This is a genomic window from Bifidobacterium sp. ESL0790 (assembly GCF_029395435.1).
Lineage (GTDB): Bacteria > Actinomycetota > Actinomycetes > Actinomycetales > Bifidobacteriaceae > Bifidobacterium.
Genome location: NZ_CP113915.1, coordinates 788,929 through 813,141 on the forward strand (window position 1 = coordinate 788,929; position 24,213 = coordinate 813,141).

17 protein-coding genes and 1 pseudogene are annotated in these 24,213 nt (G+C 59.9%); 12 read left to right on the forward strand and 6 right to left on the reverse strand.

Annotated elements, in window-relative coordinates; genetic code table 11:
• The first annotated feature begins 10 nt into the window (after positions 1-10).
• Together OZY47_RS02845 and OZY47_RS02850 are read left to right on the forward strand one after the other, a co-directional pair.
• The gene (locus tag OZY47_RS02845; RefSeq protein ID WP_277178551.1) at positions 11-805 is read left to right on the forward strand and encodes a hypothetical protein; all 795 of its coding nucleotides are present in this window, start codon (positions 11-13) and stop codon (positions 803-805) included.
• On the forward strand, positions 786-3,476 hold the full coding sequence (locus OZY47_RS02850; RefSeq protein ID WP_277178553.1) for an HAD-IC family P-type ATPase: 2,691 nt from the start codon (positions 786-788) through the stop codon (positions 3,474-3,476). The genes OZY47_RS02845 and OZY47_RS02850 overlap by 20 nt, the downstream gene beginning before the upstream one ends.
• A 298-nt stretch (positions 3,477-3,774) precedes the next feature.
• Here OZY47_RS02850 and OZY47_RS02855 read toward each other — a convergent pair whose 3' ends face one another.
• The gene (locus OZY47_RS02855) at positions 3,775-3,999 is read right to left on the reverse strand and encodes a hypothetical protein (RefSeq protein ID WP_277178555.1); all 225 of its coding nucleotides are present in this window, start codon (positions 3,997-3,999) and stop codon (positions 3,775-3,777) included.
• 207 nt (positions 4,000-4,206) lie between these two features.
• On the opposite strand from OZY47_RS02855, the gene acnA reads away from it, so the two are divergent.
• On the forward strand, positions 4,207-6,927 hold the full coding sequence (gene acnA, locus OZY47_RS02860; RefSeq protein WP_277178558.1) for an aconitate hydratase AcnA: 2,721 nt from the start codon (positions 4,207-4,209) through the stop codon (positions 6,925-6,927).
• 82 nt (positions 6,928-7,009) lie between these two features.
• Here acnA and OZY47_RS02865 read toward each other — a convergent pair whose 3' ends face one another.
• The gene (locus tag OZY47_RS02865) at positions 7,010-7,711 is read right to left on the reverse strand and encodes a response regulator transcription factor (RefSeq protein WP_277179102.1); all 702 of its coding nucleotides are present in this window, start codon (positions 7,709-7,711) and stop codon (positions 7,010-7,012) included.
• A 493-nt stretch (positions 7,712-8,204) separates the two neighbouring features.
• The gene (locus OZY47_RS02870) at positions 8,205-9,665 is read right to left on the reverse strand and encodes a sensor histidine kinase (protein ID WP_277178560.1); all 1,461 of its coding nucleotides are present in this window, start codon (positions 9,663-9,665) and stop codon (positions 8,205-8,207) included.
• A gap of 219 nt (positions 9,666-9,884) precedes the next feature.
• Here OZY47_RS02870 and OZY47_RS02875 point away from each other — a divergent pair, with 219 nt between their 5' ends.
• Both OZY47_RS02875 and OZY47_RS02880 read left to right on the forward strand, forming a co-directional pair.
• Complete coding sequence (locus tag OZY47_RS02875) at positions 9,885-10,787, forward strand: Ltp family lipoprotein (RefSeq protein ID WP_277178562.1); 903 nt, start codon at positions 9,885-9,887, stop codon at positions 10,785-10,787.
• A gap of 290 nt (positions 10,788-11,077) precedes the next feature.
• Positions 11,078-11,950 carry a DUF559 domain-containing protein gene (locus OZY47_RS02880; protein WP_277178564.1) on the forward strand — a complete coding sequence of 291 codons (873 nt, stop codon included), beginning with the start codon at positions 11,078-11,080 and terminating at the stop codon, positions 11,948-11,950.
• Between the two features lie 58 nt (positions 11,951-12,008).
• Here the strand turns inward: OZY47_RS02880 and OZY47_RS02885 are convergent, their stop codons facing one another.
• Together OZY47_RS02885 and OZY47_RS02890 are read right to left on the reverse strand one after the other, a co-directional pair.
• Positions 12,009-13,025, reverse strand: a complete 1,017-nt coding sequence (locus OZY47_RS02885; RefSeq protein ID WP_277178566.1) for a Bax inhibitor-1/YccA family protein — start codon at positions 13,023-13,025, stop codon at positions 12,009-12,011.
• 406 nt (positions 13,026-13,431) lie between these two features.
• A complete protein-coding gene (locus OZY47_RS02890) occupies positions 13,432-14,205 on the reverse strand; it encodes a GTP pyrophosphokinase family protein (protein ID WP_277179104.1) in 774 nt (257 codons plus the stop codon).
• Between the two features lie 196 nt (positions 14,206-14,401).
• On the opposite strand from OZY47_RS02890, the gene miaA reads away from it, so the two are divergent.
• Entirely contained in the window at positions 14,402-15,442 is a 1,041-nt protein-coding gene (miaA, locus tag OZY47_RS02895; RefSeq protein WP_277178568.1) for a tRNA (adenosine(37)-N6)-dimethylallyltransferase MiaA, read from the forward strand.
• A 265-nt stretch (positions 15,443-15,707) separates the two neighbouring features.
• Here miaA and OZY47_RS02900 read toward each other — a convergent pair whose 3' ends face one another.
• Complete coding sequence (locus tag OZY47_RS02900) at positions 15,708-16,499, reverse strand: Fic family protein (RefSeq protein WP_277178570.1); 792 nt, start codon at positions 16,497-16,499, stop codon at positions 15,708-15,710.
• Positions 16,500-16,627: 128 nt separating this feature from the next.
• Here OZY47_RS02900 and OZY47_RS02905 point away from each other — a divergent pair, with 128 nt between their 5' ends.
• From OZY47_RS02905 to OZY47_RS02930, 6 genes and pseudogenes are all read left to right on the forward strand, one after another.
• Positions 16,628-19,405 carry a DNA translocase FtsK gene (locus OZY47_RS02905; protein WP_277178572.1) on the forward strand — a complete coding sequence of 926 codons (2,778 nt, stop codon included), beginning with the start codon at positions 16,628-16,630 and terminating at the stop codon, positions 19,403-19,405.
• 117 nt (positions 19,406-19,522) lie between these two features.
• A complete protein-coding gene (locus OZY47_RS02910; protein WP_277178574.1) occupies positions 19,523-21,355 on the forward strand; it encodes a restriction endonuclease in 1,833 nt (610 codons plus the stop codon).
• A gap of 137 nt (positions 21,356-21,492) precedes the next feature.
• A pseudogene (locus tag OZY47_RS02915) lies at positions 21,493-21,750 on the forward strand (DNA translocase FtsK); the annotation flags it as partial.
• Between the two features lie 206 nt (positions 21,751-21,956).
• Positions 21,957-22,619, forward strand: coding sequence for a CDP-diacylglycerol--glycerol-3-phosphate 3-phosphatidyltransferase (gene pgsA / locus OZY47_RS02920; RefSeq protein ID WP_277178576.1), 663 nt, complete (start codon positions 21,957-21,959; stop codon positions 22,617-22,619).
• Positions 22,620-23,121: 502 nt separating this feature from the next.
• Positions 23,122-23,625, forward strand: coding sequence for a nicotinamide-nucleotide amidohydrolase family protein (locus OZY47_RS02925; RefSeq protein ID WP_277179106.1), 504 nt, complete (start codon positions 23,122-23,124; stop codon positions 23,623-23,625).
• Positions 23,626-23,697: 72 nt separating this feature from the next.
• A complete protein-coding gene (locus OZY47_RS02930) occupies positions 23,698-24,210 on the forward strand; it encodes a helix-turn-helix transcriptional regulator (protein WP_277178579.1) in 513 nt (170 codons plus the stop codon).
• The last annotated feature ends 3 nt before the right edge of the window (positions 24,211-24,213 follow it).

Here is a 24,213-nt window from a genome sequence, read left to right on the forward strand (position 1 = left end):
GGCGTGGGGCATGAAGGCGAATCGCGGGCGCGGGGCCGTGCCATGCCCTCGACGCCGTGTCTTTGGGCTTATAGGCGGTCGTCGTGCCGCGCGCCGTGCCTCGTGCCTGGCATTGGCGTTGGCCGTGGGCATCATGCCCGCGCTGGGGGGCTGCACTCCTACGAACTCGGCCGTGGGCGACACGAGAAACCAATCCACCAACGTCACCCACGACAGCATCGACCGCACCGACCTGCTCATGGGCGTGGTGGCCGCCGGCGACGCGACGCTGGACCAGCAGGTCATCGAATCGTTCTCGAGCTCGGGCGTCAAGGCCGTCTACATGCCCGCCGGCCAGGCCGAGGCGCCGGTGCAGACCGCCCAGGAGAGCTTCACAAGCCTCACACACCGCAAGGTCAGCGCCATCATCGTCGACGGCATGAACGCCGACGAGCAGGCCCTCACGCAGCCGAACGGGCAGGGCGGCACTTCCACGGATTCCAAGAAAGCCTCGAAATTCGCAGGCGCGTTCGGATGGTCCAAACCGTTGCAGGAGGCGCGGGAGGCCGGCATTCCGGTCATCCTCATCGATCCGGTGCGCGCGCCGAAAAACAGCAAACTTTACGCTGTCATACTCAATGTCAATGATGATGCCGATAATGGCGCGAAAGACGATTCCGTAACGGCACACACGGATGGCGACCCGTCCTCAAACACCGTCAGGCCCTTCGAAGAGGCCGTGGCGCTGGTCGTCAACGACAACCCGCATCCCAAGACCATGACCGTGACGCTGAAAGTGAAAAGCAATGGCAAGACGCAGCAATAACGGAACAACCACCAACGTGAAGGCCCCCGCCACGCGCCTGCCGCAGATCGACGAGCCCGGGCTGAGCCTCGATCAAGTGCGCACGCTCACCGAGGAGGGCAAGGTCAACCGAATCGACGAGGAGAGCTCGCGGTCACTCTGGCAGATCATCCGCGAGAACATCTTCACCCTCTTCAACGCCATCATCTTTGTGGCCATGGTGCTCGTGCTCTTGACCGGCCAGTGGAAGGACGCCGTTTTCGGCCTGGTCATCATCATCAACTCCGGCATCGGCGTGTTCACCGAGATGCGGGCCAAGCACACGCTCGACAAGCTCTCCATCCTCGTCGCCTCGAAATCGCTGGTGCGCCGCGGAGGGCAGGATGTCGAGATCGACCATGACCAGATTGTGCTGGGCGACCTGCTCTGGATTCGCTCCGGCGAGCAGGTGCCGGCCGACGCCACCATCGTGCGCACCTGGGGGCTTGAGCTCGACGAATCCATGCTGACCGGTGAGTCGCGCACCGTGCGCAAGGGCGAGGGCGCCGAGGTCTATTCCGGATCCACCGCCGTCTCGGGCATGGCGCTCGTGCGCGTGGACGCCGTGGGGGAGCAGGGCTACGCGGCCAAGCTGACCGCCAAGGCCAAGGTCTACAAGAAGACCGTCTCCGACCTGAGCCAGGGCATCAACACCATCCTCAAGGTGATGACCGTGGTGGTCGTGCCGCTGTGCATCCTGCTCATCGCCTCGCAGATCCGCACCGTGGGCGGCTGGAGCGTCGCCTTCTCCACCGGCTCGTGGCGTGAGGCCGTGGTCTCGGCGGTGGCTGGCGTGGTCGGCATGATCCCCGAGGGGCTGGTGCTGCTCACCTCGCTGAACTTCGCCATCGCGGCGATGCGTCTGGCCCGGCAGCACACGTTGGTCCAGGAGCTTGAAAGTGTGGAGACGCTGGCCCGCGTGGACGCGCTGAATCTTGACAAGACCGGCACCGTGACCGATGGCGGCATCGTCTTCGACGACATGGTGATGCTGGGTGACCAGCCGGCGCAGGTAGCGGCCGGGGGAGCCATTGGGGGAGCATCACAATCTCAGCTCGCCGCTCCTGCATCAGTTTCGCAGCCGACCGCCACCGTAGGTGCCACTATTGAACCGGCGTCGAACGGCGGCGTCGAAGCCAATATTTCTGTGGGCCAGGCGGCCAATCCTTCGGCGTTCAAGACCCAGGCATTGCAGGCCCTCTATGATCTTTCCAACGAGGAGAACCCCAACGGCACCGGCGCGGCCGTGCTCAAGGCGCTCGGCACCAAGGGCGTGGTGGCCAGCCCGGTCGACGCCCGCGTGCCGTTCTCCTCGGCCCGCAAATGGAGCGCCATCGTGCGCGGGGGCGACGTGTGGTACATGGGTGCTCCCGAGATGCTGCTCTCCGGCTTCCAAGGCGACTTCGGCGCCACGAAGGATGCCATCGCGCGCTATGCGAGCCAAGGCATGCGTGTGCTGCTGCTCGCCCGGGCCGCGGGCACCGGCCTCTCCGCCTCCGCCGGCACCGCGCAGGCGTTCGCCGACGAGCCCAAGCTGGTCCCCACCGCCGTGCCCGTGGCGCTGGTGCTGTGCAGCGAGCACATCCGCGACGACGCCGAGAAGACGCTCGCCTGGTTCCGCGAGCAGGGCGTGCGCTGCCGCATCATCTCCGGCGACAGCCCCACCACCGTAGGCGCCATCGCCGAGAAGGTCAAGCTCACCGGCGACCGCAAGCCCGTGGCGATGGACGCCCGCGAGCTGCCCGACGATGTCAAGGAGCTCTCCAAGGTCATGGAGAACGTGGACGTGCTCGGCCGCGTGCTGCCCGAGCAGAAGAAGGCCATCGTCGACGCCCTGCACGTCACCAAGCACGTGGTGGCCATGACCGGCGACGGCGTCAATGACGCGCTGGCCTTGAAAGAGGCCGATCTGGGCATCGCGATGGGCAACGCCGCGCCCGCCACCAAGGCCGTGGCGCAGGTGGTGCTCGTCGACTCGAAGTTCTCGCACCTGCCCGACGTGGTGGCCCGCGGCCGCCAGGTGATGGCCAACATGGAGCGCGTCGCCTCGCTCTTCCTGGTCAAGACGGTCTACTCGGCCCTCATCTCGCTGGGAGTGGTCTGCACGTTCATCCCGTTCCCCTACCTGCCCCGCCACATCACCTACATCGGCGCGCTGACCATCGGCATCCCGGCCTTCATCCTGGCCCTGGCGCCCAACAACCGCCGCTACATCCCCGGCTTCCTGGGGCGTGTGGTGCGTTTCGCCCTGCCCGGCGGCATATCCGTGGCCCTTTCCGTGCTCCTCACCGCCTGGTGCCTGCCCGGCTTCATGGGCTGGAATCTCTCGCGCTCGGACGACCTGCTGAAGCTGCGCGACATCTGCGCCATGACCGTCTTCGTGCTGGGAGTGCTGGTGATGGCGCGGGTGGCGCAGCCGCTGAAATCCTGGCGCGGCGTGCTGGTCGCGGCGTTCGCGGCGGCCGGCCTGATCGGCATGTTCATCCCGATCGTCTCGAACTTCTTCGAACTCGAGTTCCCGACGGGTTGGACGGCAGTGGCCACCATCATCGTGCTGGCGCTTTCCATCGTCATCTACGCGGGCATCCAATCCATCGCCGACCTCATCGGCCGCCTCTTCTCCAGCCTCACCAAGCGCGGAAAGAACAAGTGAGTCGGTGAGCGCGGACTGATTGCTAATGATTGTTTTCATGATCATCAAGCACTGATTGGAATGGTTCATGGCGCAGGAGCTTGGCATTTAAGAGCTTGTGCCCATGAATGGTGTTCGCCGCCGGAGTTTTCTGATATGGCATTCGTTTCCGTGGGGGGGGGCGAAACCCATATTTGGACTCTCCGGAACCCTTCAAACCTGTTAAGTGGGTGCTTTGGAGGTTAAGTGGGTGCCCGGCCAAGTTGAAAACCTCAAAAACAAGGCTTTTCCTCCGTATCTCGGCAAAACAGGCACCCACTTAACGGTCGAGACACCCACTTAAACCTTCTTGCGCGTCCAAAGTGACCTGTTGCCAGCGGATGCCGCGCTTCATCGCGGGAGAAACGGGCGGCATATTCCATAACCCCGCTGCTTGCGCAAGAATGACGCCCCAAAGTGAAGGTGTTTCAGTTCTTATGGATTGGCGATTCATAAGTATCATGCTGATTTCGGTTTCATGTTCTTGCGGTTCCGAAAGTTGCATCGCCGTCTTGGCTCACGATATGTATGACACTTTAAATGATCCGGCGCTGTGAAAGTCTCACATAGTGAATACCGATTTTCGTTGATATTCCAACGATTCCAGGGCGTGATTCCTTCGAAACCGGCCATTACTCGGCCTTGGTAACGTTCCCGACGTTCTTCCGACCGATAATGAGACAGGAGCATTGTCGAGTTTTCGGAGGTTCGAATGTCATTGCGGGACGAGCAGCTGGGCACGTTGCGGGTCGGGGACAAGGATGTCGATTATTACCGGATCGCGGATTTGCCGGGCATCGAACATCTGCCGTATTCGCTGAAGGTCTTGGTCGAGAATCTGCTGCGCCGCATCGATGGTGTCAACGTCACTGAGGACCAGGTCAAAGAGCTGCTCAAATGGGACCCCAACGCCGAACCCAGCCATGAGATTGAATTCGGACCCTCGCGTGTGCTGATGCAGGATTTCACTGGCGTGCCGTGCATCGTCGACCTTGCCACCATGCGCGACGCCGTGGCGGACTTGGGCGGCGACCCCGAGGTCATCAACCCGCAGGTCGAGGCCGATATGGTCATCGACCACTCCGTGCAAATCGACAATTACGGCGTCGCCGACGCCGTCGAACGCAACATGGACCGCGAATACCAGCGCAACGGGGAGCGCTACCGCTTCCTACGCTGGGGCCAGCAGGCGTTCAAGAACTTCCGCGTGGTCCCGCCGGGGACCGGCATTATTCATCAGGTCAACATCGAATATCTGGCCAAGGTCGTCATGAGCAAGCCGGGGGAGCGCGGGCGTGACCTCGCCTATCTCGACTCCTGCGTCGGCACCGATTCACACACGACGATGGTCGGAGGCTTGGGCGTGCTCGGCTGGGGCGTTGGCGGCATCGAGGCCGAGGCGGCCATGCTCGGCCAGCCTATCTCCATGCTGGTCCCGCGCGTGGTCGGCTTCAAGCTGACCGGTTCCATCCCTGAAGGCGTCACCGCCACCGACGTGGTGCTCACCATCACCCAGATGCTGCGTGAGCATGGTGTGGTCGGCAAATTCGTGGAGTTCTACGGCGATGGCGTCGCCTCGGTGCCGCTGGCCAACCGCGCCACCATCGGCAACATGAGCCCCGAATTCGGCTCGACCTGTGGCATCTTCCCGATTGATCAGGTCACGCTGGATTATCTGCGACTGACCGGCCGCAGTGACGAACAGATTGCGCTGGTCGAATCCTACGCCAAAGCCAATCGTCTCTGGGGCGACACCAGCGACCCCGATTACGTGGAACCTGAATATTCCGAATATATGGAACTGGATCTCGGTACGGTCGTCCCGTCCATCGCCGGCCCCAAGCGTCCGCAGGACCGCATCAGGCTTGACGAGGCCAAGGCTACGTTCGAAAAGACGTTGCCGGACTACGAGACGCCAAAGACCAACCAAAATCCGGTGCCGGTGCATACCGATTTCCGCGGCGACTTCGAGATCACGAACGGCGATGTCGCCATCGCCTCCATCACCAGCTGCACCAACACCTCCAACCCCTCGGTGATGATTGCCGCCGGTCTGCTTGCTCGCGCCGCCCGCAAGCATGGCTTGAAGCCTAAGCCGTGGGTGAAGACTTCACTGGCACCGGGTTCGCAGGTCGTGGCCGACTACCTGAAGAAGGCCGGCCTGCAGGAGGATCTGGACGCGCTCGGCTACGAGCTGGTTGGCTTCGGTTGCACCACCTGCATCGGCAACTCCGGCCCGCTACTGCCCGAGATCTCCAAGGCCGTCAATGACAATGACCTGACGGTGGTCTCGGTGCTTTCCGGCAACCGCAACTTCGAAGGCCGCATCAGCCCCGACGTCAAGATGAACTACTTGGCCTCGCCGCCGCTCGTGATTGCCTACGCCATCGCCGGCACGCTCGATTTCGACTTCGAGACCCAGCCGCTTGGCACCGACGCCACAACCGGCCGCGAGATTTTCCTGCGCGATATCTGGCCGAGCAACAAGGAGATTGACAAGGTCGTCTCGGCGTCGGTCAACCGTGAGATGTTCGTGCGCGACTACGCCGACGTCTTCGAAGGCGACGAACGCTGGAAGTCCCTCGACGTGCCGCAGGGCGAGCGCTTCGCCTGGGATCCGGGTTCGACCTATGTGTGCAAACAGATCTTCTTCGACGGCATGAGCGCCAAACCGCAGCCGGTCGAAGACGTGCGTGGCGCTCGCGTCTTGGCGTTGCTGGGCGATTCGGTGACCACCGATCACATTTCGCCGGCCGGCGCATTCCCGGCCTCGAGCCCTGCGGGCAAGTATCTTCTGGAACATGGTATCCAACCCAAGGACTTCAATTCCTACGGCTCGCGTCGTGGCAATCACGAGGTCATGGTGCGTGGCACGTTCGGCAATATCCGCCTGCGCAACCAGTTGCTTGCCTCGGTGGGCGAGGAAATTCGCCCCGGCGGATTCACCTACGATTTCGATACTGGCAAGCCTTCAACGATTTTTGACGCCTCGCTTGATTACCGTAAGTCTGGAACCCCGTTGGTCGTATTAGCAGGGTCTGAATACGGCACCGGTTCCTCGCGCGACTGGGCGGCCAAGGGTACGCTGATGCTCGGCGTCAAGGTCGTCATCGCCTGCAGCTTCGAGCGTATCCACCGCTCTAACCTCATCGGCATGGGCGTGCTGCCCCTGCAGTTCCCCGAAGGCCAATCGGCCGAGTCGCTGGGCTTCGACGGTACGGAAATCTATGATTTCCAAGGCATCGAGGCGCTCAACAACGGTACGATTCCTGAGACCGTTCACGTCGTCGCCACCAAGCCGGCGGCCGACGGCAAGCCCGCGACCAAGCCGGTCGAGTTCGACGCCACGGTCCGCATCGACACCCCGGGCGAGGCCGAGTATTACCGTAACGGGGGGATTTTGGAGTATGTCTTGCGTGGCCTCATGAGGTAGGTCCCCGCACAAGTAGGCAGATAGGTTTTCAACAATGGCGGAATAGAGCCAATCTTAAAAACCTATCTGCCTACTTGTGCTTTCACAAATCCGCCCGCTCCACAATTCTGCCAAGCAATACCCTATTGACGTCGAGCTTGGCGCACGCCGCCGAGAGTTCCGCCTTCACCGTGCGTTCGGAGATGAACATGCTTTTGGCGATTTCGGCGTTCGAAAGCCCCTCCGCGGCCAGCATCGCGGCCTTGCGCTCGCGCTCGCCGAGCGAGTCGAGCAGCCTTCTCGCCTCGTCGCGGCGTGAGCGGAAACGGTCTTTTTCGAGGTCGCTCATGAGCTGGCGCTGGCTGTCGGTGTTGAACTGAGGGCTGCCCAGACAGACGTCTTTGATGTGTTCGACGATGTTCTCGGCGGGGTCGGTTTTCGAGACGAATCCCTCGGCCCCGGCCTCGATGGCGCGTTGCACCGTGCTCGAAGGGCTGAGCGCCGTGAGAATCAGCACATGCGGCCGCGGGGTGAGGGCGAGCATGCGCCGTGTCGCCTCGATGCCGTCCATCCCGGGCATGTCGATATCCATCAGCACCACGTCGGGATGCTCCTGTTGAACGTGTTCCAAGGCCTGGACCCCGTCGGTGGCCGTGGAGAGCACCTTGATCGCGCCGTCGGAGGATTCGGCGAGAATCATGGCCAGGGTCTGGCAGATGAGTGGATCGTCGTCGATGACGCTGACGGTGATCGGCTTGCCGGCGCTGGCGTCGCTGCCGGTTTCGCTGCCGGTTTGGGTACCCATACTGGTGCTATTGGCTGTTTCCTCGCTCATACTCGCAATTCTAGCGAACGAACGTCGGCAAGCTAGCCTTGGTATCGGTTTCGGCGTTTGGTGGACGCGCGAAAAATATTCAGATCGGCGCATCAAATGAATGATTCATGAAGATGCGGATGCGGGTTATAGGCCATTTCGTGGTGTTTTAGAATTGGTATTTTTACCTATGGCCTTCAGGTGCTGAATAGCGTCTTCTCATTGTCGTTATCGTCAAAAAGACAGAAATGGCGATTCTCTGCGGTTCTCTCGATATTCAGCGCGTCTGGTTTTGGCTTCCATGCCCATTTTTGAATCTTTCTGGGAAGGCCAGATCATCGCTGATTTTTCCTCGTTAAAAATAACGGCACAAAACGCTTACTCCCGCAAGGCCAAACCCCGATTTTAAGCACCACATTCTGGCCTATAACCCGCGGATGCATGCGTTACCAGTTACGGCATTATTTTGTTCGGAACGTTCGTCTTATTTGGCGATCCAGGGCAATGAGACCTCAAGGTTGAACTGCCCGCGTTGGTCGAATCCATAGGCGCAGTTGCCACCAGCGCCCCGCACACGTTCGGTGAGCCCGGTGAGTCCGGCTCCGCCATGGCTTGGTTGGCCGGGTTGCCCAGGTTGGCTAGGTTGCCCAGTTTGTCCGGGTTGCCCCGCTTTGGCCTGTGTCTGGCCTTGTGCGCCAGCCGGCACCGGATTGATGAGATGGACGAGGATTCCCGCCTTCGGCCGTGCGCTGACCTCTAGGGAGACCGGCGCTCCGGGCGCGTGCTTGCGGGCGTTCGTCAGCCCCTCCTGAATGGCGCGGTAGGCCACCTTGCCGATGCTTTCGTTCAATTCGCTGAGCTGGTTGATGTCGATCCACGTCGAAAGGCGTGTGCCACTGTCGGTGGACGAGTCCAGCAGCTCCTGCAAGGTGGCCCGGCTCAGCGAGGTCTCGTCGCTGGCGGCGAGCGCGGTCACCGCAGCCTGCGGGTCGCGCAGCATGTCGATGACGGTGTGCGCCTCGTCGACCGCCTGCGCCGCCTGGCTTCGTATCTGCTCGGATTCGCGGTTCGTCCGCTCGATCAATTCGCTCAGGGAGTCCAGGGTATTATCGCCGTCCGTCTGAGGCGTCGAGCGCGCGAGCTTCGCCAGTTTCCCGGTCTGTATGGTCAACGCGTTGGCGTTGAGCGCGATCAGCGAGAGGGTGTGGGCCAGGGTGTCGTGCGCCTCGGCGGCGATCGCGTCGGAGAGCTGCTGGTTGCTCAGGCTGGTCTGCAGATTGTCGGCCTGGGTCTGCGCCGCGTTGGCCTTGAGCGTCTCGGTTTTGAGATTGGCGCGCGAGCGGATATGCAGGCCGATCAACGTGGCGATGAGCACGCTGACAAGCCCCGCGATGATGGCCGTGACGCGCATCGTGGTGACGCTGGAGGCCAGGACGATGGGATCATGCTTGGTGTCGACGCGGGGCTTGGCGAAGAGAGTGGCCCAGACCGAGTTCTTCAGCGGTTGGAACGTGTCGCGCGCCTGGGCGAAAACCGCGATGGCCGCCGCGATGATGATCGCGCCTGTCGAGCGCTTCCGCTCCGACCGTCTTGCCAGCAGCGAGCTCAACGCCATGGTCGAGATGATCGAGTCAAACGGGCACACCAGCACCAGCAGACAGGCGATGGCGAAGACGTATTCAGGGTATTTCGACCTCGCGAGGAAGACGAATCCGACGACGAACGCGAGCAGCATCGACAGCACGCCGTATATGGCGCCCAATCCGCCTTGTTTGTCGGCGTCGGCGGTGAGGAACGCCGTTTCCACCAGACACATCAGGCAGCCGAAGACGACCATGGGCACGGTGCACCACCATTTGGTCTCCACGTTCACGATCTGCGAGTCGTCCGGCTGCATGCCGACGCGTGAGAGCAGGCGCCCCAGCTGGTCTTTCAAAGAGGTCATAGCGCCATTCTATGGGAGGGGTGTCGTCAACGCCATTGGACGTTTGGGCTGTAAAAGCTTGGGGATTTGCCCTTTTGGGCGATGGAATCGGCCCGTTGGTCCAATGGAAAGGCATGGTTCGTTCGGCGATAATCGGCTATGGACGTCATACGAAAATCGCCGTCGGTTTTTGCCGCGTCCCACATTATCGTTTCGGAAGTTCGAAAGAGAAGAGGACCAATGCCAGACTCACCCCAGCCCATCAACGGGCAAAACAAGTTCGAGAACGACCCGGCCAACCAGGGCGTCGCGTCACCGGCAGATTCCACTCCCGCTGCCGCCTCGCAGACGAACGTCTACGCCCAAGCCGCCAGCGGACAAGGTGGTGCCACCAACCAGCCCGCGGGCAACTCCGTCATGCCGATGACGCCGGACCCGTTCCCCGTTGTCCCCACCACGAACGGGAATATGGGTCCGTTGGATTCACGGCGCGCCAGGCCGGAGCGTCTGTCGGCCGGCGGCGTGACCGCGCTCGTGCTCGGCATCATCGGCACGGTGCTGAGCTTCATCCCCATCGTCAACAACGCCGCCGCCATCCTGGGCGTCATCGGCGTGGTGTTCGGCGTCATCGGCCTGGTCGGGGTGTTCCGTGGCAAGAAGCGCGGCAAAGGGCTCACCATCGCAGGCACCGTGCTGAGCGTCATCGCCATCGTCGTCACGCTGGGCATGCAATCGGCCACAGGAAAGGCCATGGATTCGGCCTCGCGAAACGCTTCCTCCTCCACCTCGCAGCAGCAGGCTAAGCCACAAGCGTCTCAGCAGCAGAAATCGAAGGTGCCGGTGGAATACACCAATGCCCTGGCTTCGGCCAAAACGTATAGCGACACGATGCATATGAGCAAACAGGGGATCTACGATCAATTGACGAGCCCCGCCGGTGATAAGTTCAGCCCGGAAGCCGCGCAATACGCCGTTGACAATCTTCAGGCCGATTACAATGCGAACGCCTTGGCCTCGGCCAAGCAGTATGAGGAGACCATGCAGATGAGTCCTGAGGCCATACGGGAGCAGCTTACCTCACCGGCGGGTGATAAGTTCACCGATCAGGAAGCGGACTATGCCGTGCAGCATCTCGATCAGTGAATTGTGGCGATCGAGGTCGACGACACCTTCTCGGTGGGTGGCAATGCCAAGGTGACGCATACTTACCGGCTCTGACGCCGCACAAGTCGGTAGATAGGTTTTGGGGATTGGCTTTATTCGGCCGTTTCTCAAAACCTATCTACCGACTTGTGTTTTTGCGACACGCCCGGAGCTTGTGGATAACCCCGACCATTCGACCACAGTCATCGAAATCGTCGCGGTGATGTGGCCAATCCTGTTATGTTCGGGCCATGTATGAAATATGGAATGAACCACATCCCCGCCAGCTGATGCGTCACCAGGCCTGGCGGACGCAACAGGACGCCATGGCGCGATGCCGTAAGTTCGCCGAGGCGTCGGGCGCCAACCACGTTTTCGCGCTCGGCACGGCTCTGCAGCTGCTGGGCGTCAACGCCGACGCGATGGCCTGTGCGGATGGCGGGGTCGATGTCGACTTCTGCCAACGCCGAAGGTCGCGCCATTTTCCCGCCGGCATGCGCTGCCATCTATGGAACCAATTGAGATACCAAGGTTGTGTGACCACAGTGGCCGGTTTGCGGTGCACCACTCCGGAAGCGACATTCGCGCAACTGGCGCAGGTTCTGCGATTCGAGCCGCTGGTCACCTTGGCCGATGGGTTGATGCGACGCGATAGGCTGCTGAAACGTACGACGCCGGAACGCCTGCGTTCTTTCGTCACGACACGGCGATATCTCACGTGCCGGAGCACATGCCTGAGGGCGTTGAATCTTGCCGAGCCCGATACGGATTCCTCCATGGAGACGCGGCTTCGTCTCGAGATGCTGCGGCGCGGATTCCCCAAGCCCGTCGTCAATTTCGAGGTCGACGATCCGGTGGAGGGCACAAAATATCTGGATATCGCCTATCCGCAATATCGCGTTGCGGTCGAATACAACGGCCAACACCATCTGCGCCAGTATCTGGCGGATTCGGTGAGGCTCAACAGGTTGGCGGCGGGCAATTGGCTGGTTTTCGCGGCGTGGGGAGAGATGTTCAATGACGACATGGCGCTGGATATGTTCTTCAACAACGTTCTCGAGGGGTTGCGTGGCGCGGGGATGACGGACGAATTGACGCCGATGGGATTGTGGGAATGCTCTGATGGCAGGAGAAAACCGCACAAGTCGGTAGATAGGTTTTAGGGAGCGGCCATATAAAGCCAATCTCAAAAACCTATCTACCGACTTGTGCGGCGAAACCTCAGTTGTCGCTATTCCCGAACAGCTCGAGTAGGTAGAGGAACATGTTGACGAAGTCGAGGTAGAGGTTCAACGCGCAGATGATCGAGACGCGGTTGAGCATCGCCGTGTCGCCCGTGCGCTCGACGGCGTCGAACATCACGCGCGTCTGCTGGGCGTCGTACATCGTCAGGCCGGCGAAGATGACCAGGCCGATGGCGGCGGTGACCATCAGGACGGTGTTGGAGGGGGAGAGGAACATCAGCACGATTTCGGCGACCAGGAGCGTCACCAGCGCGACCATGAGGATCGGGCCGGCCTTGAGCGTGTCTTTCTTGGTGGTCAGCGACAGCATGGTGAGCACGAAGAAGAACGCCACGCACAGGCCCAGCGTCACGCCGATGGACGGCAGGCTGTAGGTCTCGAAGATGGAGGCGAGCGTGAATCCGGTGAGCGCCGCGTAGACGTAGAACATCGTGCGGGCCGCGCCCACGCTCAGCTTGTCGATGCGCCAGCTGAGCACCATGGCAATGGCCACCTGCACCACGGCCAGGCCGATCCAGCCCAGCATGCCCGTGGCCATCAGGAACCCGTAGAGCGCGCCGGTGGCTTCGGAGATGACGGCGACGACGGCGGTGAGCAGCAGGCCCAGCGTCATCTCGCCGTAGGCCTTGGTGATGGAGGTGTGGCGCGCGTGCTCGAAGGAGTAGGCGGCCTGGCCGTTCATCGTCATGGTCGGGGCCGCGGTGCCGGCGCCCGCTCCGGCGTAGGTCTGCGGATACTGCGGCTGCGAGTAGGGCTGGCCATATTGCATGCCCTGCTGGTTCTGGCCGTATTGGTTGTATTGCGGCTGGCCGTAATTTTGGCCGTAGTTCTGGCCATAAGGCTGGCCGTATGGCTGGTTGCCGTAAGGATTCTGGTTCTGCTGGTAGCCGTTCTGGTTGTACTGGGGCTGGCCGTAGCCCTGCCCGTATGGTGCCGGCTGCCCGTAAGGCTGTTGCGCGCCGTTGTTGTTTTCAGGCCTGTTCCCGAAAGCCATGCCTGCTCCTTTTATTGGTTCTCGCTATTTGCGTGTGACTCAAGTTTATCGGTAGACACTGGCAATTGGCTGAATGCGAACGCTGAAATCCGTGAAATATGGACGCAAACAGTCGTATTTTGGTCAAACGTTCGCCATATGACATATTTCCATGTTCGCATGGTGAGCACCGGGTGCGCGGCGTGCGTTTCGCGGGGTCGATGAGGTCGAAGTAAATCCGGTATCAGGGATTTCGTAAGCCGGGTACACATCCCGTTTCGGAAGCGAATTCTTGAGACCGAGATGAGTCCCGAGTCTCGAATCCTGAATCGCAAATATTGAGTCCTGGAATCCGAATCGCAGATTCCGAGTCCCGAATCACAAATATCAAATCCTCGAATCGCAATACCGAATCCCGAAACTCGCCTTACCGCTTTGGGTCGAACGCCTGCGAGGTCGGCGCCTCCTCCTGCTGGGGCGCGCCGTTGATGTCGCGGTGGATGTTCTGCATCTGCGTCTCGATGTTTTGCAGGCTGCGCGCGCAGTCGAGCAGCGTCTGGGAGTGCTCGCTGAGCTTGGCGTCGGGCAGGTCGGACTTGTAGCGCAGGGCGTGCTCGAGGCTGGCCCAATAATCCATGGCGATGGTGCGGAACTGCACCTCGACGGGCGTGTAGTGCTCGCCGGTGGAGAGGAATACCGGCACGGCGTAGATGACGTGCAGACTGCGGTAGCCGTTCTGCTTCGGGTTCTTGATATAGTCCTTGACGCGCAGCACCTGGATGTCGGACTGGCTGGAGAGGTAGTTGGCCACGGAGTAGACGTCGTCGCGGTAGTTGCAGATCACGCGGATGCCGGCCACGTCGAAAAGGTTGTCGCGGATGGCCTCGGTGGAGAGCGGCAGGTTGCGGCGCTCTAGCTTGCCGAGGATGGAGTTGACGGACTTAAGGCGGCGCTCCATATGGTGGATCGGGTCGTGCGAGAAGTGGACGTGGAACTCGCTGTCGAGCACCTCGAGCTTCGTGCTGATCTCGTACATCGCGCCCTCGTAGACCTGCATCATGTCGATGAATTCGCTGATCTCGTCGCGGGGGAAGAGGGTGCCGGGGCCGGCGTCGATGCCGTTTTCCGTTGCTTTCTCAAGCCTTGCCTGGATCTCGGAAGTGTTAATTCGTTCATGTCGATCAAGTATCACGGATTCCATCATAGCGATGGGTGTGCCGTCAAACTGGATGATTCCTGAGTGAATGTAGTGAGATGTGATGGGCGAGCGGGGAGTGCGGTGACGGAGTACGGGTTGCGGAAGTTTTGGCGAATGGTTGGTTGGAAGGGTGCGTGGCAAGGTTGCTCGACAGAGGGACGTGACGGACTGTGCGGGCCGTCTCCTACAATCGCTGGTTATGGGCAAGACGGAATTGGACAACGCCGGATTGGCGGATGATGAGGGCGGCCAGCGCAAGGTCGTTTCCATCATCGGGCCCACGGCCTCGGGCAAGACGGGGCTGGGCATCGCGTTGGCGCGGGCGCTCGCGGGCTGGGGCGAGCGGGCCGAGATCATCAACGCCGACGCCTACCAGATGTACCGCGGCATGGACGTGGGCACCGCCAAGGCCAGCGCCGCCGAACGCGCCGCCGTGCCGCACCATCTGATTGACATCATCGGGCCAGACGAGACGATGAGCGTGGCCCGTTTCCAAGAGCTCGCGCGCACCGAGATCCGCAAGTTGCAGGCGCGGGGCGTTCGTCCGATTTTGGTCGGCGGTTCCGGCCTTTACGCCCGCGCGGCCATTGACGACATCAGTTTTCCGGGCACGGATCCGGATGTTCGGGCGAGGCTTGAGCGGCGCGAACAGGTCGAGGGAGCCGGCGCGTTGTTCGACGAGCTTGTCGTGAAGGACCCGGAGGCCGCCGCGCGCATGGACCCGCACAACCCGCGCCGCACCATCCGCGCGCTTGAGGTCATCGAGGTCACCGGCAGACCTTATTCTGCAAGTCTTCCGCGCTACCGCTACGTTATTCCCTCCGTGCAGATCGGGCTGGATCTGCCGCGCGAGGCACTTGACGAGCGCATCGACATCCGTACCCGGCAGATGCGTGAGCAGGGGTTTGTCGATGAGGTGAGGCGGCTCCGGGGCGATCTCAGCGTCACCGCCGCCCGCGCCTTGGGATACCAGCAGATCGGCCGGTTCCTGGACGGCGAGATGAGCGAGGACGAGGCTTTTGCCGACATCGCCCAGAAGACCAAGCGCCTGGCTCGCAAACAGATGGGCTGGTTTGGCCGCGACCCCCGCATCCACTGGCTCAACGCCCTCAATGACGATTTGGTGGCGCAGGCCATGGCCATCGTCACTCGCGCCGATGCCGGCGACTACGACGCCGCCGACTCCACAGCCGACGTCCACCCCACGACCCACCACCTAGGCGACATCGCCACCCAGTGAGAAAAGCGCCAAAACCGCCCCGAAAAGGCGCTTTTTCCACGGAACCTATGGGAAAAGCACCAAATATGGCATGAAAAGGTGCTTTTTTCACGGGACCAGTGGGGAAAGCGCCAAACTGGGGCTGAAAAGGTGCTTTTCCCGCAGTAGATCATCAAACCAGTGAGAAAAGCACCGAACTGGGGCTGGAATGGTGCTTTTCACAGTATCAGTGGGGGAAGCGCCATTTTGGGTCGTTTTTGGTGCTTTTCCCACAGGTTGGGGTGGCTTAGTGGGCGGGGCCCTGGTCCCAGCCGGAGATGAGGAAGACTCGGGTCAGATTGGCGGGGCGGGCGATCGTGTCGAAGAGGCGGTGGTAGCCGCTGGTGTCGGCGCGCAGGCTCAGGTGTTTGGCCCGCAGGTAGTCGTTTCGGCGCACCGGGCCCCAGTCGAGGTCCCAGCCGTTGGTGTGGGCGAAGCGCGAGATGAAGATGCGCAGCACCATATCATTGCCATAATCGAACGGACGCAATGCTGTCAGCTCGTCCGCGAAACCGGCCAGACCCTCGATGAACGCGGTCCGGCTGGCGGTGATGCGGCGTCGTCGCTCGGCCATGGAAGTGATGATGTTGGCCGCGCCCGTCTCGATCAAGGCCGCCGGGAAATAAGGAGTGCCAGCCTCGTCACGGCTCCTGAGCTCGCCCGCGCCCGGCATCGCGCCGACAAATATCCTGCGATGGATTGATTTGAGTTCGTCGAGGCTCCCGTCCTCAAGCCAGCCGAGCTCCACCGCGCGGATCGAACGGGCGAAGACGCGGTCCGCCAGCAGCTGCGATGATGAAGATGGTGATGATAATGAGGATGACGATGACGCTTGTGTCTGCGATTCCGCTCGCTCGGCTTCGGCCTTCGAGATTTGACGCACACCCAGCTCGGCCACGTCAAGCAGCGTTTCGACGTCCAGTTCCCCACGCTGGTAGTGGTTCGTCGCGGCGACCATGGTTTGGCTCGGTCGCAATCCCGACAACTCGCAGTTCTTGTAGGTGAATGCCACGGCACTCGCGCGTTCGGCAGGGGTCATATCGCTATCTTAGGGCCTGGGCCGTTCAGCCGCGTTTTCGAACGTCGCCGCGTCGGCGAGGATGTCCACAAGCAATGTCCACCGCTTTTCGCCCCACGGGCGGGGCTTGACGTAGAATCGCACATGTTATGGTACGTAGAGCGAAATCCAGCAGTACATCCCGAAAGGCCCGTGGCGGCAAGGCCGGCGGGTCTTCCAGTCGCGCCCGCAAGGCCGATGACGCCACCAAGGTGATGCCGCCGCAAGATGGCCCGATCTGGCGCCGCTACCCGAAGCAATGCCGCATCGCAGGCTTCTTCGTGCTGCTCATCGTCGCCATCATGTTCTGCGCCTCCGAATGGTTCCGCGTCGACGGCTTCCTCGGTCGCTGGCTGCACCTCTTCGCCGCCGGCCTGCTCGGCATGATGAGCGTGCTGCTCCCCGTCTTCCTGGTGGTGGCTGCGGTCGGCCTGCTGCTCGACCCGGAGAAGCACAAGGGCAGCCTGCGCGTGGTCATCGGCTCCGCGCTGCTGCTGTTCTCGATCTGCTCGATCATCGACGCCATCGTCGCCTCGCCCTCCCACCACTTCGACATGGCCGTGCTGCGCGAGGCCGGCGGCATCTTCGGTTTCGTGCTCGGCTCGCCTCTGGCCTGGGGACTTTCGCCGGTGTTCGCGGTCATTATTTTCGTGTTGGTCGCGCTCTATTCTCTGTCGCTGATCGCCAGGCTCGATGTAACCAAGCTGCCTGGCAGGATTCACGACCTCTTCTCGCGTCACGATGACGCCGAAGCTCAGGATATCGCCGGAAACGGTTTGGATGCGCAGTTCCCCAACGAGGTCCAGCTCGACGGCGCGACGCTTCCGCTCGCGGCGGGCGTGCCCACACACGACGGCAACGATGAGATCGATGATGCCGATTCTGGTGACGCCAAGGCGAGCAAGCGTGGCATCCGCGGCTTCTTCTCCAAGATATTCTCCCGTTCCGGCAACGCCGGTGACGATGACGCCAAGCTCGACCATTACGCCGGTGACGACGCCTTCGACAAAGCCGCGGTGTTGCAAGGGCGAACCGACGAGACGCCCATCGTCGCAGGAGCTCAGGATGAGGTCGTCGACCCGGTGACCGGCGAGGTCACCAAAGTCCAAGACAATATTTCCACGACCATGCCCATCGCTTCCACAGGCCCCGACCCATGGTCCGTCATCGGCCAGGATGGCAAGGCCTCCGAGCCGTTGGTCAAGGGCATCGCCGGGGGAGCGGCCAACCTCGATCCGTCCGTGGCCAACAGCGCCTTCGACCCCAGCGGCGCGGCGGGCGGTAACGTCAGCGCCAACACGCCTGGCCGAAATGACGATGCCGAGGACGACGAGTCCAACAAGCCCTACCACCTGCCCAGCCTCGACATCCTCGTGCACGGCAAGCCGCACGCCACCCGCACCAAGGCCAACGACAACGTCATCCGCGCGCTGACCGCCACGTTCCAGCAGTTCAACGTCGACGCCAAGGTCGTCGGCTTCCTGCGTGGCCCGTCGGTCACCCAATACGAGGTGGAGCTCGGCCCGGGCGTCAAGGTCGAGAAGGTCACGAACCTGCGTCGCAACATCGCCTACGCCGTGGCGTCGAGCGACGTGCGTATCCTCTCGCCGATCCCGGGCAAATCCGCCATCGGCATCGAGATCCCCAACGTCGACCGCGAGATCGTGCATCTGGGCGACGTGCTGCGCAGCGACAAGGCCATGAACGACCCGAACCCGATGCTCGCTGGCGTCGGCAAGGACGTCGAGGGCCATTTCGTCACCGCCGACCTCACCAAGATGCCGCATCTGCTGGTCGCGGGCGCCACCGGTTCCGGCAAGTCCAGCTTCATCAATTCCATGCTCACCTCGATCATCATGCGCGCCACCCCCGAAGAGGTGCGCCTGATCATGGTCGACCCCAAGCGTGTGGAACTCTCCGCCTACGCAGGTATTCCGCACCTGCTGACGCCGATCATCACCGACCCCAAGAAGGCCGCGCAGGCGCTGGAATGGGTGGTCAAGGAGATGGACGCCCGCTACGACGACCTGCAATACTTCGGGTTCCGCCATATCAAGGACTTCAACAAGGCCGTGCGTGCCGGCAAGGTGCACCCGCCGCTGGGCTCCAAGCGCAAGGTCGCCCCATATCCTTATATCGTCGTGGTCGTCGACGAGATGGCCGATTTGATGATGCTGGCCAAGAACGACGTCGAAAGCTCCATCCAGCGCATCACCCAGCTTGCGCGTGCCGCGGGTGTGCATCTGGTGCTCGCCACCCAGCGCCCGTCGGTCGACGTCATCACCGGCCTCATCAAGGCCAACATCCCCTCACGTCTGGCCTTCGCCACCTCGTCGGCCACCGATTCCCGCGTCATCCTCGACACCACCGGCGCCGAGTCGTTGATCGGCCAGGGCGACGCGCTCTTCCTGCCGATGGGCTCCGCCAAGCCCGTGCGTGTGCAGGGATCGTGGGTCGGCGAGTCGGAGATTCGCCAGGCCGTCCAGTTCGTGCGCACCCAGCGCAAGCCGCACTATCGCGAGGACATCGAGCAGATGGCCAAGAAGGCCGAGGAGCAGGAGAGCCATCCCGACGAGGAGATCGGCGACGACATGGACACGTTGCTGGAGGCCGCGAAACTCGTGGTCACCACGCAGTTCGGCTCCACCTCCATGCTCCAGCGCAAGCTGCGCATTGGTTTCGCCAAGGCCGGCCGCATGATGGACCTGCTCGAATCACGCGGCGTCGTCGGCCCATCCGAGGGCTCCAAGGCCCGCGAGGTGCTCGTCCAGCCGCAGGACCTCACCCAGGTCCTCGACTTCATCCAAGGCAAAACCGGCTCCATCGAGCCCAGCGCCGCTCCCGCTCCGAACGCCGCTGCGCCAGACGTTTCAACTACTGAGTCCTGAGATTCGGTTTAAAACTGGAATTTGCTAAACAAAGATTTTGAACAGTAGAATTACTTAACGAGTTGGAAGAAATCTTAAGTTTGTGATGTTGATGTATCACATCCGATAAAGGATGGGTTGGATTTGCGAAGCGGACATGTAGGACTGGGAGCTTATTCAGGTTCTGATTTCTCTGGTGGTAACGCTTTTGATGAAGCTGCATCAATACATGAGGAATCGACAGAGGACATGATTGATTCCGAAAATTCACTTGTTAGCGGTGTGGCACAGAGCGTAAGACCGACAGCAGTAGATTCTTGGAGTCTTTTGTCGGCCAATAGCGCTGCTCGGCAGGATGAATTTCAACCAATTCCAGGCAGTAACGAGTCCGAGGAAATACAGCATTTAAAGACTGAAAGTACGTTCAATGTCTTGGATGGCGATGCAATTCATCATGCTTTTATGAAGCTTGAGCACCTTTCGGCTTCTGAAGGCAAGGCTGTCCAGTTGAATGAACTGACTGATTATCTGATTAAAGAGTTGTTGAATATTCTGAAGTCAGGTATTAGTCGAGAATGCCCAGATTTTTTCTCATGTATGAAAGTTCCACCGCGGCAGATTGAGGCAGTCCCGGAACGGTTGAGAAAAGCGATTAAACCGCCTACACCACCCACCAGAAGAGCATATCCCGTTTCGCCCGAAAAACATTGGTCATTGACGGCTAAGGGTCAAGAAAAATATCGACTTCGATATCAAAAAGAAGTTCAACAGATTAATGATGAATATATAAGGTGCTGCCATACTTATAGACAGCAAATGGCAAATTATGAGATTCAAGAGAAGCAACATCTTGATGAACTCAAACTTGCGAATGAGCATCGTTCGAAGGCAGAGCAAGCAGAACAAAAACGAGTCTCGGAGCGTAACAATGTTCTGATGTCATTCAAGCATGATGTCGCAAGCGGTGATGGTAATGCGGTGTCGCGTTATTTCCATTACGCTTTGCAACTTTTTGGATTCATCTTTGAGTATGAGGATTTTGATATTGTCTATAGTCCCGATTCAAGGCGTTTGATTTTACAATATCAGCTTCCAAACAGAGATATCATTCCTGAAGTCAGAACCTATCGTTATGTGAAAAGTCGGAACTCAATAACGCAAACTTTGTTTAAAAAGCAAGATACCAAAAAACTTTATACTTCCGTGATTGCACAAATTGCTTTGCTTGCAATTGTCGAAGTGTTCCGTCTTGATTTCAGCAATATCGTTGACACTGTTTGTTTCAACGGTATGTACCTGACAACAGATCCATCTACCGGGCATACTGTTTTCCCTTGTTTGATTAGTGTACAAGCGAATTTCAAGGAGATCTCTGAACTTAATTTGGAACGTGTGGACCCGGTGGCATGTCTTAAACACCTGTCTGCGGTGGTGTCAAGGGACCCCAATGAAGTTGTACCGGTTAGGCCATTGATCAAGTTTGACAAGAATGATTCGCGGTTTGTAACTGAGGAGAATATTCTATCTGACTTGGACCAACGACCAAACCTTATGGAACTAACTCCAGCGGAGTTCGAAAGTCTAGTCACCAACCTCTTTAGCAAAATGGGATTGGACACTAAACTTACTCAACCATCGCGCGACGGGGGAGTCGATTGCATAGCATACGATTCAAGGCCGATACTTGGAGGCAAGGTCGTCATTCAAGCGAAACGCTATAAAAACACCGTTGGAGTTGCCGCAGTTCGTGATTTATACGGCACCATGATGAACGAAGGCGCTTCAAAAGGTATTTTGGTGACCACGAGTGGTTATGGTTCCGCATCTGATAAGTTTGCGAAAAATAAACCTTTGGAGCTCATTGATGGCTCTGGACTGCTCAGCTTGCTAAAGGAATATGCGGGGGTTGAGGCCAAAATTGTTGTTCCTAATGATTGGGTTGATTCACCTCTCTATAGTGGTGAGATTTAGAGGTCGTCATGGAACGAAATGAACTATATAAACAAATTGAATCTTCAATAGCGGATTTACGTGCATGTAGGCACTCTGTTGATGTTTCGTTACTTGAAAACCTTCACAAGAATATCGAGCAAAAACCATCTCATCTTAACGATGAAATTGGTGAAGATATGGATACATTGTTGGAGGCTGCGAAGCTGGTAGTTACTACACAGTTCGGTTCCACCTCGATGGTCCAGCGTAAATTGCAAATCGGTTTCGCTAAGGCCGGTCGCATGATGGATTTGCTTGAATTGTGTGGCGTTGTGGGGCCGAGACAAGATTCAAAATCGCGTGAAGTGCTGGTTCAGCCACAAGATATTAATCGGGTCCTAGATTTCATTGAAGGCAAGACAGATTCGATCTAAAACCAGCATAGGTTCAAATTTTGCTGATTCTATGACTTTAATGGTTTGGTTTTTAATCCTGACGAATCATCCTTGTGACATAAATCGGATATACAACAGGAAGCTGAAGATATATTCGTTTTTCACCTTCGAAAAAGGGGAGATGGAGACTAGCTACGACGAGGCTCGCTGTGTGTCGGTATCCCAGTCGCGCTAAGGTGAATCCTATGCAAGAACGAGATGAACATCAGTCGCTGCTGGACGGTTGGAACAGCCCGCCGAATCTGGTCACCTATACCCGCATCGTGTTGGTCCTGGTTTTCCTGTGGGCCGACATCTCCGCAGGTCCTTGGGGCAGCGGCAAGCCGTGGTTGCGCTTCACCGCCGCGATCCTGTTCATCGTCGCCGCCTCGACCGACAAGCTCGACGGCTGGATGGCTCGCACCTACAACCAGGTCACCGAGCTGGGCAAGCTCATGGACCCGATCGCCGACAAGTTGCTCATCTGCTCGGCGCTGGTGGTCGCCTCCGCCTTCCAGGAGATCAGCTGGTGGGTCACCGGCCTCTTCCTCGTGCGCGAGGTCGGCATCACCGTCATGCGCTTCTTCGTCATCGACTCGGGCGGCAAGGTCATCGCCGCCGCCAAGGCCGGCAAATACAAGACGCTCACCCAGTGCATCGGCTTGGGCATGCTGCTGATGCCGGTGTGGGCCCTGACGCCCACGCGCATGGTGCCGGCCGCGTTGCCCGCGCTCGGAGCCGGAGCGCCGTTGTGGTGGACCATCTATTACTGGGCCACCTACATCCTGCTTTTCGCCGCACTCGCGCTGTGCCTCTACTCCGGCTACATCTACGTGCGCAACGTGTGGCGCGCGCGCAAGTCGGCCTGATAGCGGAACTTTCGCGAGGTTTCGGTTTCCCGGGTTTTATACTGTTCAATATAGAGGTGCCATATGCGTGGTGCCTCTATTCGTTTGTCGGCTGCTCTATTCATTCCGGTGACGGGTCGTGATGGTTGTGGCGTATTGTCCGAATATCCCACGATATTCCCTAGATTTTTCGTCGCATTATTTGGTTTTTGAACGCGTCGTCCTTATATATCTCCATATATATCTTCCCCACGAACGTTGTGGATTCCGTCGCGGAATACCGTCTACCGCCTCTGCCAGAATCCTGATTTGCCTGAATAAATAGACGCTTGACACTAAAGCGTCCAACGGATTCCAACATTCGCAACGCGGGGCGGCGGGCGTTGGCCGGTGGAGAGTAATGTGTGGCTTGACAACGCCAAATCATTGGTAAGGAGTCAACATGGATGCCATCGATCAAGTGGAGCCCACCGACGTCATCGACGAGGGTGACATCGCCGAGATCAAGGACCGCAGCGATACCATGGCCGTGGCCATCCTCGACGATTGCCGCAAGGCCGGCGTGAAGATCGCCGCCGCCGAATCGCTGACCGGCGGACTGCTCGCCGACGCCTTCGTGCGCATCCCTGGAGCCTCCGACGTCTTCCTGGGCTCGGCCGTCACCTATGACATCGCCGCCAAGGCCTCGATTCTGGGCGTGGACGCCGACCTGCTCGAGCGCGAGGGCGCGGTGCACCCCGAGGTGGCGCGTCAGATGGCGCAATCAACCGCCAAATTGTACAACCAGCCGAAATATGACGGACGGGTCATCGGCCTGTCGACCACGGGGGTGGCTGGCCCCGGGCCCGATGGTGACAAACCGGCCGGCCTGGTCTATATCGGTGTCGCCATTCCGCCCAGTCTCAAGGCGGGGCAGGCCCGGGCGCACGCCTTCGAGCTGCGGCTTTCCGGCTCCCGCGAACGCATCCGCCACCTGACGGTCCTCAACGTATTGGCCAATGTGAGGCGGCTCACATGGTTGAATTAGGAATAATTTACGCTCAAGGCTGTTAGGCATAGTGAATCACTTACAGCGTAATGGCAGAAAGAGGGTGGCGTAATGGAAACAATGACTCGTACACAGGAACGGATGAGGATGAACACGATTTCGATTGACGCGCAGCGCCCGGGCGACGCGCGGAACAAGGATTTGACCCCGGCCCAGAAGCGTGCGGTGGCGTTCGCGCAGCAGCAGGTGCTGAAGGCGCGCGCCGCGAAGAAGGCAAAGGACGAGCGCCAGGCCGCTCTCAATCGGATGTGGCAGGAAGAGGACAACGAGCAGTCGAAGCCGCGCGCGGTGGCCCGCAAGCATGAGGAGAACGCCGAGGGCCGCGACATCTCGTTGCGCGAGGCGATCGGCCACGTGCTGCGCGACCTGCGCACCCGCGACCACAAGACCCTGCGCGAGGTCAGCGAGAAGGCCGGTGTGTCTCTCGGCTACCTCTCCGAGGTCGAGCGCGGGCAGAAGGAGGCGAGCTCGGAGCTTCTGGCATCCATCGCCGAATCCCTGGGCCTGAGCACCTCGCAGATGCTGCGCATGGTCGCCGACTACCTGGATTCCTCCGAGGTCTGATTC

Bases quoted from the DNA above. Each gene is read 5' to 3' on its own strand.
- OZY47_RS02845 (WP_277178551.1), top strand. From the start codon at position 11: ATGAAGGCGAATCGCGGGCGCGGGGCCGTGCCATGCCCTCGACGCCGT.
- OZY47_RS02850 (WP_277178553.1), top strand. From the start codon at position 786: ATGGCAAGACGCAGCAATAACGGAACAACCACCAACGTGAAGGCCCCC.
- OZY47_RS02855 (WP_277178555.1), bottom strand. From the start codon at position 3,999: ATGCAACTTTCGGAACCGCAAGAACATGAAACCGAAATCAGCATGATA.
- acnA (WP_277178558.1), top strand. From the start codon at position 4,207: ATGTCATTGCGGGACGAGCAGCTGGGCACGTTGCGGGTCGGGGACAAG.
- OZY47_RS02865 (WP_277179102.1), bottom strand. From the start codon at position 7,711: ATGGGTACCCAAACCGGCAGCGAAACCGGCAGCGACGCCAGCGCCGGC.
- OZY47_RS02870 (WP_277178560.1), bottom strand. From the start codon at position 9,665: ATGACCTCTTTGAAAGACCAGCTGGGGCGCCTGCTCTCACGCGTCGGC.
- OZY47_RS02875 (WP_277178562.1), top strand. From the start codon at position 9,885: ATGCCAGACTCACCCCAGCCCATCAACGGGCAAAACAAGTTCGAGAAC.
- OZY47_RS02880 (WP_277178564.1), top strand. From the start codon at position 11,078: ATGCGTCACCAGGCCTGGCGGACGCAACAGGACGCCATGGCGCGATGC.
- OZY47_RS02885 (WP_277178566.1), bottom strand. From the start codon at position 13,025: ATGGCTTTCGGGAACAGGCCTGAAAACAACAACGGCGCGCAACAGCCT.
- OZY47_RS02890 (WP_277179104.1), bottom strand. From the start codon at position 14,205: ATGGAATCCGTGATACTTGATCGACATGAACGAATTAACACTTCCGAG.
- miaA (WP_277178568.1), top strand. From the start codon at position 14,402: ATGGGCAAGACGGAATTGGACAACGCCGGATTGGCGGATGATGAGGGC.
- OZY47_RS02900 (WP_277178570.1), bottom strand. From the start codon at position 16,499: ATGACCCCTGCCGAACGCGCGAGTGCCGTGGCATTCACCTACAAGAAC.
- OZY47_RS02905 (WP_277178572.1), top strand. From the start codon at position 16,628: ATGGTACGTAGAGCGAAATCCAGCAGTACATCCCGAAAGGCCCGTGGC.
- pgsA (WP_277178576.1), top strand. From the start codon at position 21,957: ATGCAAGAACGAGATGAACATCAGTCGCTGCTGGACGGTTGGAACAGC.
- OZY47_RS02925 (WP_277179106.1), top strand. From the start codon at position 23,122: ATGGCCGTGGCCATCCTCGACGATTGCCGCAAGGCCGGCGTGAAGATC.
- OZY47_RS02930 (WP_277178579.1), top strand. From the start codon at position 23,698: ATGGAAACAATGACTCGTACACAGGAACGGATGAGGATGAACACGATT.